The organism is Pseudorhodoferax sp. LjRoot39, assembly GCF_964253035.1.
In the GTDB taxonomy this organism is placed as follows: domain Bacteria; phylum Pseudomonadota; class Gammaproteobacteria; order Burkholderiales; family Burkholderiaceae_C; genus Pseudorhodoferax.
Genome location: NZ_CAXUQL020000002.1, coordinates 1 through 13,156, shown reverse-complemented (window position 1 = coordinate 13,156; position 13,156 = coordinate 1). Strand labels below are relative to the sequence as shown.

Genomic DNA, 13,156 nt, shown 5'->3' with positions numbered 1-13,156 from the left:
CGGGCACTTGATGACGATCAGGCAGCTGATTGACCCGTAGAAACCCCATGGAGACCGTGATGGCAAATGAGCAATCCGCAGCGTTGCAGAGCGCGTTCGAAGGCGTGGCCGACAACTACCGCGGGTCCGATGTCGACCTGCACGCCACCTACCGCGACATGCGGCGCAACACGCCCGTGATGGAGGGCAACTTCATGGGGCGGCTGGGTGTGCCCGACATCGCCGGCCTCGATCCGAACCGGCCGACCTTCACGCTGTTCAAGTACGCCGACGTGATGGCCGTGCTGCGCGATGCCACCAACTTCACGAGCGGCTTCATCGCCGAGGGCCTGGGTGCGTTCTTCGACGGCCTGATCCTGACCGGCATGGACGGCGACACGCACCGCCATGCGCGCGCGCTGCTGCAGCCGGTGTTCATGCCCGAGGTGGTGAACCGCTGGAAGCCCAGGATGGACCGCATCGTGCGGGAGGAGTACCTGCAGGCGCTGGCACCGCACAGACAGGGCGACCTGATGGACTTCGGGCTGCACTTCCCGATCCGGCTGATCTACTCGGTGATCGGCTTTCCCGACAACGACCCGGCGCGCGTGCGCCAGTACGCGGCCTGGGCGCTCGACATCCTGACCGGCCCGCAGGTCGATGCGGAGAAGGCGGCCATCGCGCGCAAGAAGGCCATGGCTGCGGCGCAGGCGCTGTACGACGCGGTCAACCTGTCCGTGAAGGAAGTGCGCGCCAGCGGTGCGCAGGGCGACGACCTGATCAGCCGGCTGATCCGCGCCGAGTACGAAGGCCGCTCGCTGGACGACCACGAGGTCACGACCTTCGTGCGCTCGCTGCTGCCGGCGGCCGGCGAGACCACCACGCGCACCTTCGGCTCGCTGATGGCGCTGCTGCTGGAGCGGCCGGATGTGCTGGCCCGCGTGCAGGCCGACCGCAGCCTGGTGGGCAAGGCCATCGACGAGGCCGTGCGCTTCGAGCCCGTGGCCACGTTCAAGGTGCGCCAGGCCGCCAAGGACCTGGAGATCCGCGGCGTGAAGATCCCCAAGGGCGCGATGGTGCAGTGCATCGTCTCCTCGGCCAACCGCGACGAGGACGCCTTCGAGAACAGCGAGAGCTTCGACATCGACCGCAGGCCCAAGCCCTCGTTCGGCTTCGGCTTCGGGCCGCACATGTGCATCGGGCAGTTCGTTGCCAAGACCGAGCTGGTGGTGGCCGTGAACGCGGTGCTGGACATGCTGCCCGGGCTGCGCCTCGATCCCTCCCGGCCGGCGCCGAGGATCACCGGCGCCCAGCTGCGCGGGCCGCACGCCGTCCACGTGCTCTGGGACTGACGGCTCGCGCAGGAAGGCGGACCGGCATGGCCGGTCCGCACCGGGCCTGTCGGCTACAGGCTGCGGGAGATGATTTCCTTCATGATCTCGCTGGTGCCGCCGTAGATGCGGGCCACGCGGGCATCGACCCAGGCGCGCGAGACCTTGTACTCGCTCATGAAGCCGTAGCCGCCGTGCAGCTGCAGCAGCTCGTCGAGCACCTTGCCCTGCATCTCCGAGCCCATCAGCTTGCACATGGCGCCGACCTCGGCGGTCAGCTCGCCGCGCATGGCGCGGGCCAGGCAGTCGTCGACGAACGACCGCAGCATCGTGGCCTGCGCCTTGCACTCGGCCAGCTTGAAACGCGTGTTCTGGAAGTCGAACACGGTCTGCCCGAACACGCGCCGGTCGCGCGTGTACTGGATGGTCTCGGCCAGCAGCGTCTCGATCGACGCGGCGGCGCGGATGCCGATGATGGTGCGCTCCCAGGCCAGCTGGTGCGTGAGGTACTTGAAGCCCTCGTTCTCGGCGCCGAGGCGGTTGGCCACCGGCACGCGCACGTTGTCGAAGAACAGCTCCGACGTGTCCTGTCCCTTCAGGCCGATCTTCTCGAGCAGCCGGCCCTTGGAGAAGCCGTCGCGGTCTTCCTCGACGCAGACCAGCGTGAGCTTCTTGTCGTTGGGGTCGAGCTTGGTGGCGGTGACCATCAGGCCGGCGTTGCCACCGTTGGTGATGAAGGTCTTCTGGCCGTTGACGATGTAGTCGTCGCCCTCGCGCCGTGCCGAGGTGCGCATGGAGCGCAGGTCGCTGCCGATGCCGGGCTCGCTCATGGCGATCACGGCGATGAGCTCGCCGCTGACCATGCGCGGCAGCCAGCGCTGCTTCTGCTCCTCGGTGCCATAGGCCACGATGTAGGGCGCGACGATCTCCGAGTGCGTGGTGAAACCGACGGCGGTCGCGTTGGCGCGCGCCAGTTCCTCGATCATGACGGCCGAGTGGCCGAAGTCTCCCCCCGAGCCGCCGTACTCCTCGGGCACGGTCGAGCACAGCAGCCCGGCGGCGCCGGCCTTCTGCCAGAGCGACTTGGGCACGATGCCGGCCTTCTCCCAGGCGTGCAGGTGGGGGACGATTTCCTTTTCGACGAAGCGGCGTGCGGTGTCGCGGAAGTGTTCGTGGTCGTCGCGGAAGACGGGGCGGGTGGTCATGGTGGTGTGTCAGCGGCCGGTGTAGACGGGGGCGCGTTTGTCGAGGAAGGCGTTGACCGCTTCATGGTGGTCTTCTGTGTGGTGGGCCAGGGCCTGGAATGCGGCCGACAGCTCCAGCAGCGAGTCGAGACGCATGTGCTGGCCTTCGCGCAGCAGGCGCTTGGTCAGCCGCAGCGCGTGGCTGGGGTTGGCGGCGATGCGGCGGGCCAGCGCCTGCGCTTCGCCGAGCAGCGACTCGGCCGGGACGACCTGGGTGACGAGGTCCCAGGCCAGGGCCTGGGCGGCGTCGATGCTGTCGCCGGTCAGCGCCATCAGGCTGGCCTTGGGCATGCCGACCACGCGCGGCAGCAGCCAGGCGCCGCCGTCGCCCGGCACGATGCCCAGCCTGGCGAAGCTCTCGGCGAACACCGCCTTGTCGGATGCGATGCGGATGTCGCACATGCAGGCCAGGTCCAGGCCGGCGCCGATGGCCGCGCCGTTGACGGCGGCGATGACCGGCAGCTCCAGTTCGTAGAGCGCCAGCGGGATGCGCTGGATGCCGTCGCGGTAGCTGTTGCGCACCGCGTAGGGGCTGCCCGCGAAGATGCCGCCGCGCGACTGCATGTCCTTGACGTTGCCGCCGGCGCAGAACGCCGTGCCATTGCCGGTGAGCACGACGACCTTGGCCTCGCGGTCGCTGCGCAGCGCATGGCACAGGTCGGTGATCTCGCGCATCTGCGCGGGCTCGGTGAGGGCGTTGCGCGTGTCGGGGCGGTCCATGCGGACCGTGACGACCGGGCCATCGCGTTCGATGATCAGAAAGGGTTTGTCGCTCATGGAGATGCCGTTGCAGTCTGGGGCGCGAAGCCGCCCGCGGTGATGGCCGGCCACAGGGCCTGGGCGCCGCCGACGCAGGCGGCGGTACCCAGGCGCTGCGACCAATGGGTGAGGGAGCCGTACTCGCTGCGCCAGGCCCAGAGCCGGCGGGTCAGCAGGTGCAGCGTGTGCTCGTGCGTGAAGCCGATGGCGCCATGCACGGCGTGCGCGATGCCGGCTGCGGTGCCCGCCGCTTCGGCGCTGCAGACCTTGGCCACGGCGATGGGAAGCGGGGCGTAGCCGCCCACGCAGGCGCTGTTGGATTCCGCGCAGGCCGCTTCGGCCGCGATGCCGGCCAGCGCCACGTGTTCGGCCAGCACCGCGATCTGGTGCTGGATGGCCTGGAACGCACCGATCGGCCGGCCGAACTGTGCGCGTTCGGTGGCGTACTGCGTGGTCATCTCGAGCACGGCCTGCAGGGCGCCGGCGGTCTGTGCCGAGCGCAGCAGCGCACCGCCGAGTAGCAGCACGTCGTGCGGCACGCCGGCCGGCAGCGGCGCGCGGGCCACCGGCACGACGGCGTCCAGGTGCAGCGTGTCGCGCGGCTCGCCGGCCGTGTTCAGCGCCGGCGTGTGGCGCAGGCCGGTGGCCGGAAGCAGCAGCAGCTCGGGAGCTCTGGGATCGTCGGAGAGGGCGAGCACGTGGGCGGCATGGCGGCCCCAGGGCACGTCGAGCAACGTGCCGCTGGCGCTGCCGTGCTCCAGCGGCACGCGACTGGTGGAGAACGACAGCACGCCTTCCACCGGCGCCAGGCCGCACTGGCCCAGCACGGCGTTGGCGAGCAAGGCTTCGGGCAGGGGGGCCGGGGCACCGTGGCGGCCGCAGGTGCGCAGCACGACGAACAGGTCGTCCCAGCTGCCGCCGGCACCGCCCGCGCTCTCGGGCGCGGCCGCCAGGGCGAAGCCCGAGGCCTCCACCGCATCCCAGAGGGCTGCAGGCCACTGTCCGCCCTCGGCGGCCAGTGCCACGGCGGGCGTGACGGCATCGGCGAGCAGGCGGTCGAGGGTCGATTCGTAGATTTCGCGCATGGGTGTCCTTGGAGGTCAGCGCAGGCCGAGACCACGGGCGATGATGCCGCGCAGGATCTCGCGCGTGCCGCCGCGCAGCGAGAACGAGGGGGCCATCTGCACCAGCTGCGCCAGCACGCGGGCGTGGTTGGTGCCGCCCTGCGTGGTAGGTGCCAGATCGGTCAGCAGTTGCGCGATCTCGGGCAGCTCCTGCTCGAAGCCGGTGCCCAGGTCCTTCACGCAGGACGCGGCCCAGGCCGGGTTGCCGCCCGATGCCAGCTGCGCCGTGACGGCCAGCGACATGTTGCGCAGCGCGTGCAGGCGTGCGACCAGGCGCCCGATTTCCTTGGCCTGCAGCGCGTCAGGCTGCGGGCCCACGGCATCGACCAGCGTGTGCAGCAGCGCCATGCTGCTGAGGAAGCGCTCGGGGCCGCTGCGCTCGAACGCGAGCTCGGCCGTGACCTGCTCCCAGCCCTGGCCTTCGGTACCGATCAGGGAATCCGGGCCGAGCCTGACGTCGTCGAAGAACACCTCGTTGAAGTGCTCGCTGCCGGTCAGGTCCTTGATCGGACGGATCGTCACGCCCGGCGCCTGCAGGTCGACGATGAACTGCGACAGGCCTTCGTGGCGCGACGCGGTCTGGTCGGCCGTGCGGGCCAGCGCGATCATGTAGTGGGACTTGTGGGCGTTGGTGGTCCAGACCTTCTGGCCCGACAGCACCCAGCCGCTGCCGTCGCGGCGCGCGCGGGTCTTGATCGACGCGAGGTCCGAGCCCGAGCCGGGCTCGCTCATGCCGATGCAGAAGTACTGTTCGCCGCGGCAGATCGGCGGCAGGTGCCGGTCCTTCTGCCGCTCCGTGCCGAAGCGCAGGATCAGCGGGCCGCTCTGGCGGTCGGCGATCCAGTGCGCGGACACCGGCGCGCCGGCGGCCAGCAGCTCCTCGATCACGACATAGCGCGCGAAGGGGCTGGCCTCGCCGCCGCCGTGGCTGCGCGGCAAGGCCATGCCGACCCAGCGCTGCGCGCCGAGCCTGCGGCTGAAGCCGGCATCGAACCCCATCCATGAATCGGCGCGGCGCACGGCGGGGTAATCCGCCATGGCCTCCTTCAGGAAGGCCCGCACATCGGCACGCAGGCGCTCGGCCTGGGGCGGGATGCGGCTGTAGCTGAACTGCGCGATGCTCATCGGCGTGCGGGCGTCGGCTTACAGCGCGGTCTGCGCGTCGGCGGCGGCGAACATCTTGTTGATGTCGCCGGACGTGACGGGCTTGGTCGGGTCGCGCTCGGGCGCTGCTCCGCCCATGCCCAGCGCCGGTTCGATGCTGACGTGGGTGGCCTTGGCGCGCAGCGCGCCGACCGTGCAGTTCTCGCGGCCCAGGATGGAGAACGGGTCGTAGCTGAACTCGCGCATGGCGTTCAGGTGCGTGATCTTGTTGATGATCTCGTCGCTGAGGTGGCCGCTTTGCGAATGGAACACGTTGGCCGAGTTGGGCCAGGTGCAGTCGGAATGCGGGTAGTCGCATTCCCAGGTGACCTTGTCGACGTTGATGTAGTCGAGGTTGTGGAGGCCGAACTCGTCTTCGATGAAGCAGGTGATGATGTGCTCGTTGAAGATATCGCTGGGCTTCTTGCCGCCGAAGTTCGAGTTGGTCCAGGCGTTGTGGTGGTTGTGCGTGAAGTTGGCGCGCTCCAGCAGATAGGGAATCCAGCCGATGCCGCCCTCGGACAGCGCCATGCGCAGCTTGGGGAACTTCTTCCACATCGGCGCCCAGATCCAGTCGGCCGCGGAGTTGGAGATGGAGATCGGCATGGAGGTGATCCAGGCGTCGATCGGCGACTCGTCGGACGCATGCGCGGCCTTCACGCCGGTGCCGATGTGGCAGCACACGACGACGTCGTTGTCTGCGCAGGCCTTCCACAGCGGGTCCCAGTGGTCGTTGTGGATCGAGGGGAAGCCGTGCACGGTCGGGTTGTCCGACAGCGAAACGGCATGCACGCCCTGCTTGGCCAGGCGCGTGATCTCGGCGGCAGCGGCCTGCATGTCCCACCAGGGCACGAGCGCGAGCGGAATGAAACGCCCGGGCGCAGCATTGCACCAGTCGTGCAGATGCCAGTCGTTGTAGGCCTGGATCGCTGCCAGCGCGATGTCGCGGTTCTCGACGTTCTGGAAGCGCTGCCCGGCGAAGCCGGGGAAGGTGGGGAAGCACAGCGAGCCCAGCACGCCGTTGGCGTTCATGTCATCCACCCGGGCCTTGATCTCCCAGGTGCCGCGGCGCATGTGCTCGTACGACAGGGGCTCCATGCCGTACTCCTCCTTCGGCCGGCCGACCACGGAGTTCAGGCCCATGTAGCCGGTGGCGCGCTCTTCGAACATCCACACGTCGCGGCCACCGCGGTGGACCACGTGGGGCTCGCGCCCCTTGTACTTCAGCGGCATGTGGGGGGCAAAGGCGTTCGGCGGCTCGATGGCGTGGTCGTCGACGCTGACGAGGATGAGGTCTTCCAGTTTCATGATGTCCTCTGAAGCAGTTGGGGCCCGGCGGTGACGCAGGGGGTTGCGATTGACGCAGGCCATGATATGAACATAAAGTTGAAATGTGTTCAGTATTTGCCCTTAGACGGTGCGATTTCGTGCGCATGCTCCAGGCAGGCGCAGGCGTGCGCCGCGCCCCGGCGAGAGGCTCGGTGCGGCAGGCGATGCATGGAGCGCGCGGGAGAGGCGTGGCGCGAAGAGGGCGTCCGCGCATGGCGCGCGACGGTGTACGGCGGCGGGGCGAGGAGGTGTCAGGCCCGCCGGGTGGAGCACTGACAGGCCGGTGGCGCCATGCGGCGCCCGAAGCCGGCGGGACTTAGAAGAGGATCTGAGAGAGTTGCTCGCCGGTCTCGCGCAGGGCTTCGCCGAGCGCCTCGACGCCAGCGTCATCGTGGTGGCCGCGGATCATGACCGCGGAGATAGTGAAGCCGATGGCGCCGGATGCTTCGCGCACGGGCGCGGCGACCGACAGGATGCCGTTGGCGAAATGGCCGTCATCTGTGGCCCAGCCCCGGCGCTTAGCGCGCCCGACCTCACGCATGTAGGCGTCGAAGCTCAAAGGCCTCATCCAGCGCATTTGATCGAACGCCTCACGGATATCCGACTCCTTGTCGGACAACTGTTCGGCGAAGAGCCGGCCGCTGGCACCCATCAGGATCGGAAGGCGCTGCCCTGTGGCCATGTCGATGCGCAGGTCCGTCGGGCTGGCTTCAGAGCTCACCAGCACGATCCTGTCGGGTCCCATGCGGCGCCACAGGGTGATGGTGACGTGAAAGCGTGCCGCCAGGTCCTGCATAAAGGGCTTGGCGTGTTCCATACGCTGGCCCTGCGTCACCAGTTGGGCCGCCAGCCGCGCCAAACCGAGACCGGCCGAGTACATCTTCGTCACCGGGTTGAAATCGACCACGTCCTCGGCCACCAGCGTGCGCAGGATGTTGAAGCAGGTGCTGGGATTGATGGCCAGGTGCCGGGCGAGGTCGGCGGCACGCTCCGGCGTCCCAGTCTGCGCCAGGTGGCGCAGGATGCCGACGGTGTTGACGACCGGCTTGACGGTGACGCCGCCGCCGATGCGGTTGGCCTGCACGCTGCCAGCATCCGTTTCAGGTGCGTCGTCGGCGGCATGCGGGGATGGTTCAGGTAGGCGTGCGCGTGCGGTTCGATTCATGTGTTCTGACGCACTGCACGGTGCCGCTGTACGGTTAGCGGGCTGGTTGGCGCCAAGTCAAATTCTATAGTCGGAATAACTTGCCGATATCGGAAGAAACACCAAGACAGACGGCATGGATATTTGAGACACTTTGGGGTATTGTGTTCACTAATTGACTTGTTCAGGAGACTTTGCATGACAGAACAGACGATGAAAGCCTCGGGTGTCCTCCGTGTCTTCGCCGACCGCAGCCGCTGCTGCGGCTACGGCTTGTGCGCGCAGGTGTGCCCGCAGGTCTACAAGCTCGATGCGGACGGCCTCGTCTACTTGGACGACGACATGGTGCCGCCCGGGTTGGAGGAAGAGGCTCGGGAGGGGGCGGCCGCCTGCCCGGCCGAGGCCTTGCGCGTCGAAGCCGTCTGAGGAGCAGACATGGACCTCATCGGCATCGGCTACCTCGGCTTTGAATCCGCCAAGCTCGACGAGTGGCGCACCTATGGCCCGCAGGTCATGGGCTTCCAGCTCGTGAAGGCCCCCGAGGCGGACGCGGACTCTGTCTATTTCAAGATCGACGACCGGCGGCACCGTTTTGCCTTCCACCCAGGCAAGGTCGACCGGCTGGCCTACATCGGCTGGGAGGCGCGCGGCAAGCTCGAGTACCGCGCCGCGGTGGCGCGGCTGCGCGAGCATGGGGTCGAGGTGACGGTCGGCGATGCTGCGCTGTGCGAGCTCCGCGGGGTCAAGGAGGTGGTGCGCTTCCTGGACCCGGTCGGCTTCCGTCACGAGCTCTTCTATGCGCAGAAGTGGCTGCCGCGCTCCTTTGTGCCGGGACGGCCTCATGGCGGATTTCTCGCGGATGCGCGCGGGCTGGGGCACGTGGTGGTGATCACGCCCGAGCAGCCGCCCGAGCTGGAACAATTCCTGACCGAGGTGATGGGGATGCACTGGTACGGCGCCGGCGCCGGCAAGGGCACGACGGGCTTCTACCGTGCCAAGCTCAACGAGCACACCAGCCACGACATCGCCTACGGCTTCGGGCCGGCCAAGATGGGTGTCCAGCACGTCGGCCTGTTCGTCAAGACGCTGCGCGACGTGGGCGAGACATACGACTTGGTCAAGCTGCACAAGCTGCAGATGATGATGACGCTAGGCCAGCATGTGCAGGACCCGCATGTGTCGTTCTATCACTTCACTCCGTCCGGCTTCGCGATCGAGACCATCACCGAACTGGAGCCCTGGCACCAGGATGGCTTCGAGCTCAACCCCGAGAAGCTCAGCACCTGGGGCCACGAGATCGTGGGACCCATCCTTGGCCCCAGCGTGCGTGCGCCGGAAGAGGTCATGGATCCCGAGGCGCTGGCCCGGCGGCGCTGAGCGGGAAGCGGGGCGCCCGCCCTGCCACACCTACGTCAGGCGGTTTGCTGTGCCGCCACGCGGGCCTTCATCTGCTCGTTGAACTCGCGCTTGAGCGTGGGGTAGTAAGCGATCTGGCCCTGCATGCCGCCGGCGATGTCGATCGAGGCGCCGCTGATAAAGCCAGCGTGGTCGCTGGCCAAGAACAGGACCATGCCGGCCACGTCTTCCGGGCGGCCGAAGCGGCCGGCTGGCACCACCTTCAGCGCCATCTCGTCGAACTCCTCGCGCGTGCAACTGCCTTCGGGCATTTCCCTGAAGTGCCGGTCCCATTGGCCGGTGTCGATCCAGCCCATGTTGAGCGTGTTGACCAGGACGCCGTCCTTGGGCAGCGACATGCCCAGGCTTTTGGACAGCGCGATGCACGAGGCGCGGTTGATGACCGAGGGGATGCCGTCCGGCGTGGGCACGGCGCCGGCCAGCGCATTGATCTCTATGATGCGCCCCCAGCGCTGCTGGCGCATGTGAGGCACCACGGCCTGGATGAAGCGGAAATGCCCCATCTGCAGCACGTTGGCATGTTCCAGGATCTGTTCGGGCGTCAGCGTGTCCAGGTTGCCGCCGCGGCCCTGGCCGGCGTTGTTGACGAGCACGTCGATGCCACCCCAGGCCTCGCTTACCTCGTCAACGAAGCGGCGGACGGCAGCCGTGTCGGTGACGTCCACCGAGCGTGCAATCACCGCGCCGGCATGCTCTTGCAGCGCGCGGCCGGTGGCCTGTAGCTCGGCCGCGTTGCGGGCGCAGATGGCCACACGCGCGCCATCGGCGGCAAAGGCAGAGGCGATGGCGCGGCCGATGCCGCGCGAGGCGCCGGTCACGATGACGCGCCGGTTGCTGAGGTCGATGTTCATGGTCGGGTCCCTTGTCTTGCGGTGCAGCTTAACGAAAAGTGAACACTTGTCGTGATGGTGTTTATATCTATTGGCGGCTTATCCAACTTAGGGAAAATATGAACACAAAGTTGATAAGTGTTTATATATCATGCTGCAACCCTACTGCCATCCGGAGAGCCGATGACCACTGCCACTTGCAATGTGAACCATGCCGATGGGCGCACCTCGACGCTGGAGGTCGCCCACGGAACCAGCCTGCTGCAGGCGGCGCTGGCCCAGGGTCTGGCCGGCTTCAACGGTGATTGCGGCGGCGCCTGCCAGTGCGCCACCTGCCACGTCTACATCGACGAGGGCTGGCAGGCGCGCCTGGAGCCGGTGGACGACACAGAGGACGCGATGCTCGACTGCACGGCCGAGCCTCGGCGCCCGTCGAGCCGCCTAGCCTGCCGCGTGGTGATGTCGTCCGAACTCTCCGGCCTGTCCGTCACGCTGCCCGAAGTGCAGTAGCCAGCACCACGCCAGCGCCGGCGCACCTGCCGCCGTGCCACCTCCATCACAGCCCACGAAAGACTGCTATGACCACATCCCAAGCCATCGCCGAACCGAAGGACAGCGCCAAGCTGGTTGAAGAGGCCTATTCCAGCGTCTCGGCCCTCTACAAGGGCAACGTCGACGACATCTTCGCGGCCTGCAGCGAGATGCGCGAGACCACGCCGGTCTACGAAGGCGACTTCATCGCGAAGTTCCTGAACGTGCCGACCAACGCCGGCCTGCAGGCCGGCACGCGGCCGACCTACGCGATCTTTAAGTATCAGGATGTCATGGCGGTGCTGAAGGACGGCACTAACTACACCAACGGCTTCATCCTCGAAGGCCTGGGCAAGGTTTGGGACGGGCTGATGATCCTGGGCATGGACGGCGAGGCGCACCGCCGCGTGCGCGCGTTGTTGCAGCCTGGGTTCATGCCCGACACGGTCAACAAGTGGCGCCCGAAGATCGACGGCATCATCCGCGAGTACTTCATCGAACCACTGGTGCCGAACAAGCGCGCCGATCTTATGGAGTTCGGGCTGTATTTCCCGATCCGCCTGATGTACGCCCTGGTCGGGTTTCCGGAGGGCGACAAGGAGAAGTACAACCAGTACGCCGCCTGGGCGCTGGCCATGCTGGGCGCCAACCAGATCGATCCCTCCAAGGTCGAGGAGGCGCGCCGCCTCGCCTACATCGGCGTCAAGGGCCTGTACGACGCGCTGCTAGAGGCCACGCAGAAGCGCCGGGCCGAAGGTGCCGAACACACCGACGACGTGATCTCTCGCCTGATCAAGGCCGAGTACGAAGGCCACAAGCTGAACGACCACGAGGTGGCGACATTCGCGCGCTCGCTGCTGCCAGCCGCCGGCGAGACCACGACCCGCACCTTCAGCTCGGTGATGACGATCCTGCTCACCACCCCGGGCCTGCTGGACCGCGTACGTGCCGACCGTGCGCTGGTGAATAAGCTGATCGACGAGGCAGTGCGCTTCGAGCCGGTGTCGACCTTCAAGGTCCGCGAGACGGCGGCCGACGTGGAGATCCGCGGCGTGAAGATCCCCAAGGGCTCGTTCGTGCAGTGCATGGTGGCGTCGGCCAATCGCGACGGCGACACCTTCGAGAACCCCGATCGGTTCGACATCGACCGGCGCCAGAAGCCCTCGTTCGGCTTCGGCTTCGGCCCGCACATGTGCATCGGGCAGTTCGTGGCAAAGATTGAGCTGCAGTGCGCCGTCAATGCGATCCTGGACCTCATGCCTAACCTGCGGCTGGACCCGGACAAGTCGGCGCCGAAGATCGAGGGCGCGCACCTGCGTGGCGCCAAGTCGGTCCATGTGGTCTGGGACTGAGCCATGGACAAGCAAGCCATCGAGGCCTTTCTGCACGCCCAGGTCGCGGCCTGGAACAGGGGTGATAAGGTGGGCTTCTTCGCTGCCTACCGGGCGGCCGCACCCAACGGTCTGCGAATCGAGTATGTCGGCCGAGCTGAGGCGGACGGCTGGCCGGTCCTGGAGCAGATGTGGGAGCACCAAAGCGCCAAGGTCGAGATAGAGGAGGTCGTGACCATCGTCAACGGTGCCGAAGCCGCCTGCCACAACCGCAACAAACTGCGCGGCGCGGATAGGGGGATCGAGACGGTGGAGATCTATCGTTTTGATGCCGGCGTGCTGCAGATACGCTACTTCATCCTGGGGGTCTGAACGGCGACTAGTAGCCTTTCGCTTCCAGCGCCGACACATGCTCGTCCTCTGCTGGAGACAGGCATGGCGCCGCCAGGTTTGCTGGCGCAGGCAGCTCCGGCAGCCTGGCCGGTCCCTCCGATCACGCGCCGCCACTGCCTTGGCCTCAGCTTCGCCGCGGCTGTAGCGGATCAGCACCTGCGCCGCGTCACGCCAGAGCCTGTGCGCTGGCACGACCATCGGAACCGTCTCAGCCAGAAGCGAGCGGCCGGTTGTGCATTCCGATCGCGGTGTCCACTACCGACGGCTTGGATGGCTGTCTTGGAACGCTGATGCGAAGTGACCCTGCCTCGTTTCAACGTACATCAAGTCATGCAGCCAAGCGGGTACTCTCCCAGATCACTCGGGGCAGGAAGCCGTTGGCCGAGTGCAAGCGCTGGCGGTTGTACCAGCCTTCGATCCAATCGACGATGTCCAGCCTGGCCTGCGCCCGCGTGTCGTAGCGTACCTGATGGATGCGCTCGACCTTCAGCGTTTTGAAGAAGCTCTCCATGGGCGCGTTGTCCCAGGCGTTGGCCCTCCTGCTCATGGACACCGTGATGCCCAGCTCGGCGGCCAGCGCCCGGCAGCGCCTACCTGCGTAC

14 protein-coding genes are annotated in these 13,156 nt (G+C 67.3%); 6 read left to right on the top strand and 8 right to left on the bottom strand.

Translation table 11 applies throughout. The annotated features are described in order from the left end of the window. Window positions 1-59 precede the first annotated feature (59 nt). Window positions 60-1,331, top strand: coding sequence for a cytochrome P450 (locus ACSQ4M_RS35125; protein WP_436194141.1), 1,272 nt, complete (start codon window positions 60-62; stop codon window positions 1,329-1,331). 53 nt (window positions 1,332-1,384) lie between these two features. On the opposite strand, the gene ACSQ4M_RS35120 is transcribed toward ACSQ4M_RS35125, so the two are convergent. The 6 genes from ACSQ4M_RS35120 to ACSQ4M_RS35095 form a co-directional block, all read right to left on the bottom strand. Further along, entirely contained in the window at window positions 1,385-2,515 is a 1,131-nt protein-coding gene (locus ACSQ4M_RS35120; RefSeq protein ID WP_436194140.1) for an acyl-CoA dehydrogenase family protein, read from the bottom strand. A gap of 9 nt (window positions 2,516-2,524) precedes the next feature. Next, window positions 2,525-3,331, bottom strand: a complete 807-nt coding sequence (locus ACSQ4M_RS35115; RefSeq protein ID WP_436194139.1) for a crotonase/enoyl-CoA hydratase family protein — start codon at window positions 3,329-3,331, stop codon at window positions 2,525-2,527. Continuing rightward, window positions 3,328-4,398 carry an acyl-CoA dehydrogenase family protein gene (locus tag ACSQ4M_RS35110; RefSeq protein WP_436194138.1) on the bottom strand — a complete coding sequence of 357 codons (1,071 nt, stop codon included), beginning with the start codon at window positions 4,396-4,398 and terminating at the stop codon, window positions 3,328-3,330. Before ACSQ4M_RS35110 ends, ACSQ4M_RS35115 begins: the two co-directional genes overlap by 4 nt. 15 nt (window positions 4,399-4,413) lie before the next feature. Continuing rightward, entirely contained in the window at window positions 4,414-5,562 is a 1,149-nt protein-coding gene (locus ACSQ4M_RS35105; RefSeq protein ID WP_436194137.1) for an acyl-CoA dehydrogenase family protein, read from the bottom strand. An 18-nt stretch (window positions 5,563-5,580) separates the two neighbouring features. Continuing rightward, window positions 5,581-6,888 carry an amidohydrolase family protein gene (locus ACSQ4M_RS35100; RefSeq protein ID WP_436194136.1) on the bottom strand — a complete coding sequence of 436 codons (1,308 nt, stop codon included), beginning with the start codon at window positions 6,886-6,888 and terminating at the stop codon, window positions 5,581-5,583. 337 nt (window positions 6,889-7,225) lie between these two features. Continuing rightward, window positions 7,226-7,993, bottom strand: coding sequence for an IclR family transcriptional regulator (locus ACSQ4M_RS35095; protein ID WP_436194135.1), 768 nt, complete (start codon window positions 7,991-7,993; stop codon window positions 7,226-7,228). Window positions 7,994-8,251: 258 nt separating this feature from the next. Here ACSQ4M_RS35095 and ACSQ4M_RS35090 point away from each other — a divergent pair, with 258 nt between their 5' ends. Continuing rightward, entirely contained in the window at window positions 8,252-8,479 is a 228-nt protein-coding gene (locus tag ACSQ4M_RS35090) for a ferredoxin (RefSeq protein ID WP_436194134.1), read from the top strand. A 9-nt stretch (window positions 8,480-8,488) separates the two neighbouring features. Beyond that, the gene (locus ACSQ4M_RS35085) at window positions 8,489-9,430 is read left to right on the top strand and encodes a VOC family protein (protein WP_436194133.1); all 942 of its coding nucleotides are present in this window, start codon (window positions 8,489-8,491) and stop codon (window positions 9,428-9,430) included. 35 nt (window positions 9,431-9,465) lie between these two features. Here the strand turns inward: ACSQ4M_RS35085 and ACSQ4M_RS35080 are convergent, their stop codons facing one another. After that, window positions 9,466-10,320, bottom strand: a complete 855-nt coding sequence (locus ACSQ4M_RS35080; protein ID WP_436194132.1) for an SDR family oxidoreductase — start codon at window positions 10,318-10,320, stop codon at window positions 9,466-9,468. A 162-nt stretch (window positions 10,321-10,482) separates the two neighbouring features. Here ACSQ4M_RS35080 and ACSQ4M_RS35075 point away from each other — a divergent pair, with 162 nt between their 5' ends. The 3 genes from ACSQ4M_RS35075 (at window position 10,483) to ACSQ4M_RS35065 (ending at window position 12,533) form a co-directional block, all read left to right on the top strand. After that, window positions 10,483-10,809, top strand: a complete 327-nt coding sequence (locus ACSQ4M_RS35075; RefSeq protein WP_436194131.1) for a 2Fe-2S iron-sulfur cluster-binding protein — start codon at window positions 10,483-10,485, stop codon at window positions 10,807-10,809. A gap of 68 nt (window positions 10,810-10,877) precedes the next feature. Next, window positions 10,878-12,182, top strand: a complete 1,305-nt coding sequence (locus tag ACSQ4M_RS35070) for a cytochrome P450 (RefSeq protein WP_436194130.1) — start codon at window positions 10,878-10,880, stop codon at window positions 12,180-12,182. A gap of 3 nt (window positions 12,183-12,185) precedes the next feature. Then, complete coding sequence (locus tag ACSQ4M_RS35065) at window positions 12,186-12,533, top strand: nuclear transport factor 2 family protein (protein ID WP_436194129.1); 348 nt, start codon at window positions 12,186-12,188, stop codon at window positions 12,531-12,533. Between the two features lie 349 nt (window positions 12,534-12,882). Here ACSQ4M_RS35065 and ACSQ4M_RS35060 read toward each other — a convergent pair. Next, on the bottom strand, window positions 12,883-13,156 hold a 274-nt coding region (locus ACSQ4M_RS35060), incomplete at its 5' end, for an integrase core domain-containing protein (RefSeq protein ID WP_436194128.1).

Bases quoted from the DNA above. Each gene is read 5' to 3' on its own strand.
- ACSQ4M_RS35125 (WP_436194141.1), top strand. From the start codon at position 60: ATGGCAAATGAGCAATCCGCAGCGTTGCAGAGCGCGTTCGAAGGCGTG.
- ACSQ4M_RS35120 (WP_436194140.1), bottom strand. From the start codon at position 2,515: ATGACCACCCGCCCCGTCTTCCGCGACGACCACGAACACTTCCGCGAC.
- ACSQ4M_RS35115 (WP_436194139.1), bottom strand. From the start codon at position 3,331: ATGAGCGACAAACCCTTTCTGATCATCGAACGCGATGGCCCGGTCGTC.
- ACSQ4M_RS35110 (WP_436194138.1), bottom strand. From the start codon at position 4,398: ATGCGCGAAATCTACGAATCGACCCTCGACCGCCTGCTCGCCGATGCC.
- ACSQ4M_RS35105 (WP_436194137.1), bottom strand. From the start codon at position 5,562: ATGAGCATCGCGCAGTTCAGCTACAGCCGCATCCCGCCCCAGGCCGAG.
- ACSQ4M_RS35100 (WP_436194136.1), bottom strand. From the start codon at position 6,888: ATGAAACTGGAAGACCTCATCCTCGTCAGCGTCGACGACCACGCCATC.
- ACSQ4M_RS35090 (WP_436194134.1), top strand. From the start codon at position 8,252: ATGACAGAACAGACGATGAAAGCCTCGGGTGTCCTCCGTGTCTTCGCC.
- ACSQ4M_RS35085 (WP_436194133.1), top strand. From the start codon at position 8,489: ATGGACCTCATCGGCATCGGCTACCTCGGCTTTGAATCCGCCAAGCTC.
- ACSQ4M_RS35080 (WP_436194132.1), bottom strand. From the start codon at position 10,320: ATGAACATCGACCTCAGCAACCGGCGCGTCATCGTGACCGGCGCCTCG.
- ACSQ4M_RS35075 (WP_436194131.1), top strand. From the start codon at position 10,483: ATGACCACTGCCACTTGCAATGTGAACCATGCCGATGGGCGCACCTCG.
- ACSQ4M_RS35070 (WP_436194130.1), top strand. From the start codon at position 10,878: ATGACCACATCCCAAGCCATCGCCGAACCGAAGGACAGCGCCAAGCTG.
- ACSQ4M_RS35065 (WP_436194129.1), top strand. From the start codon at position 12,186: ATGGACAAGCAAGCCATCGAGGCCTTTCTGCACGCCCAGGTCGCGGCC.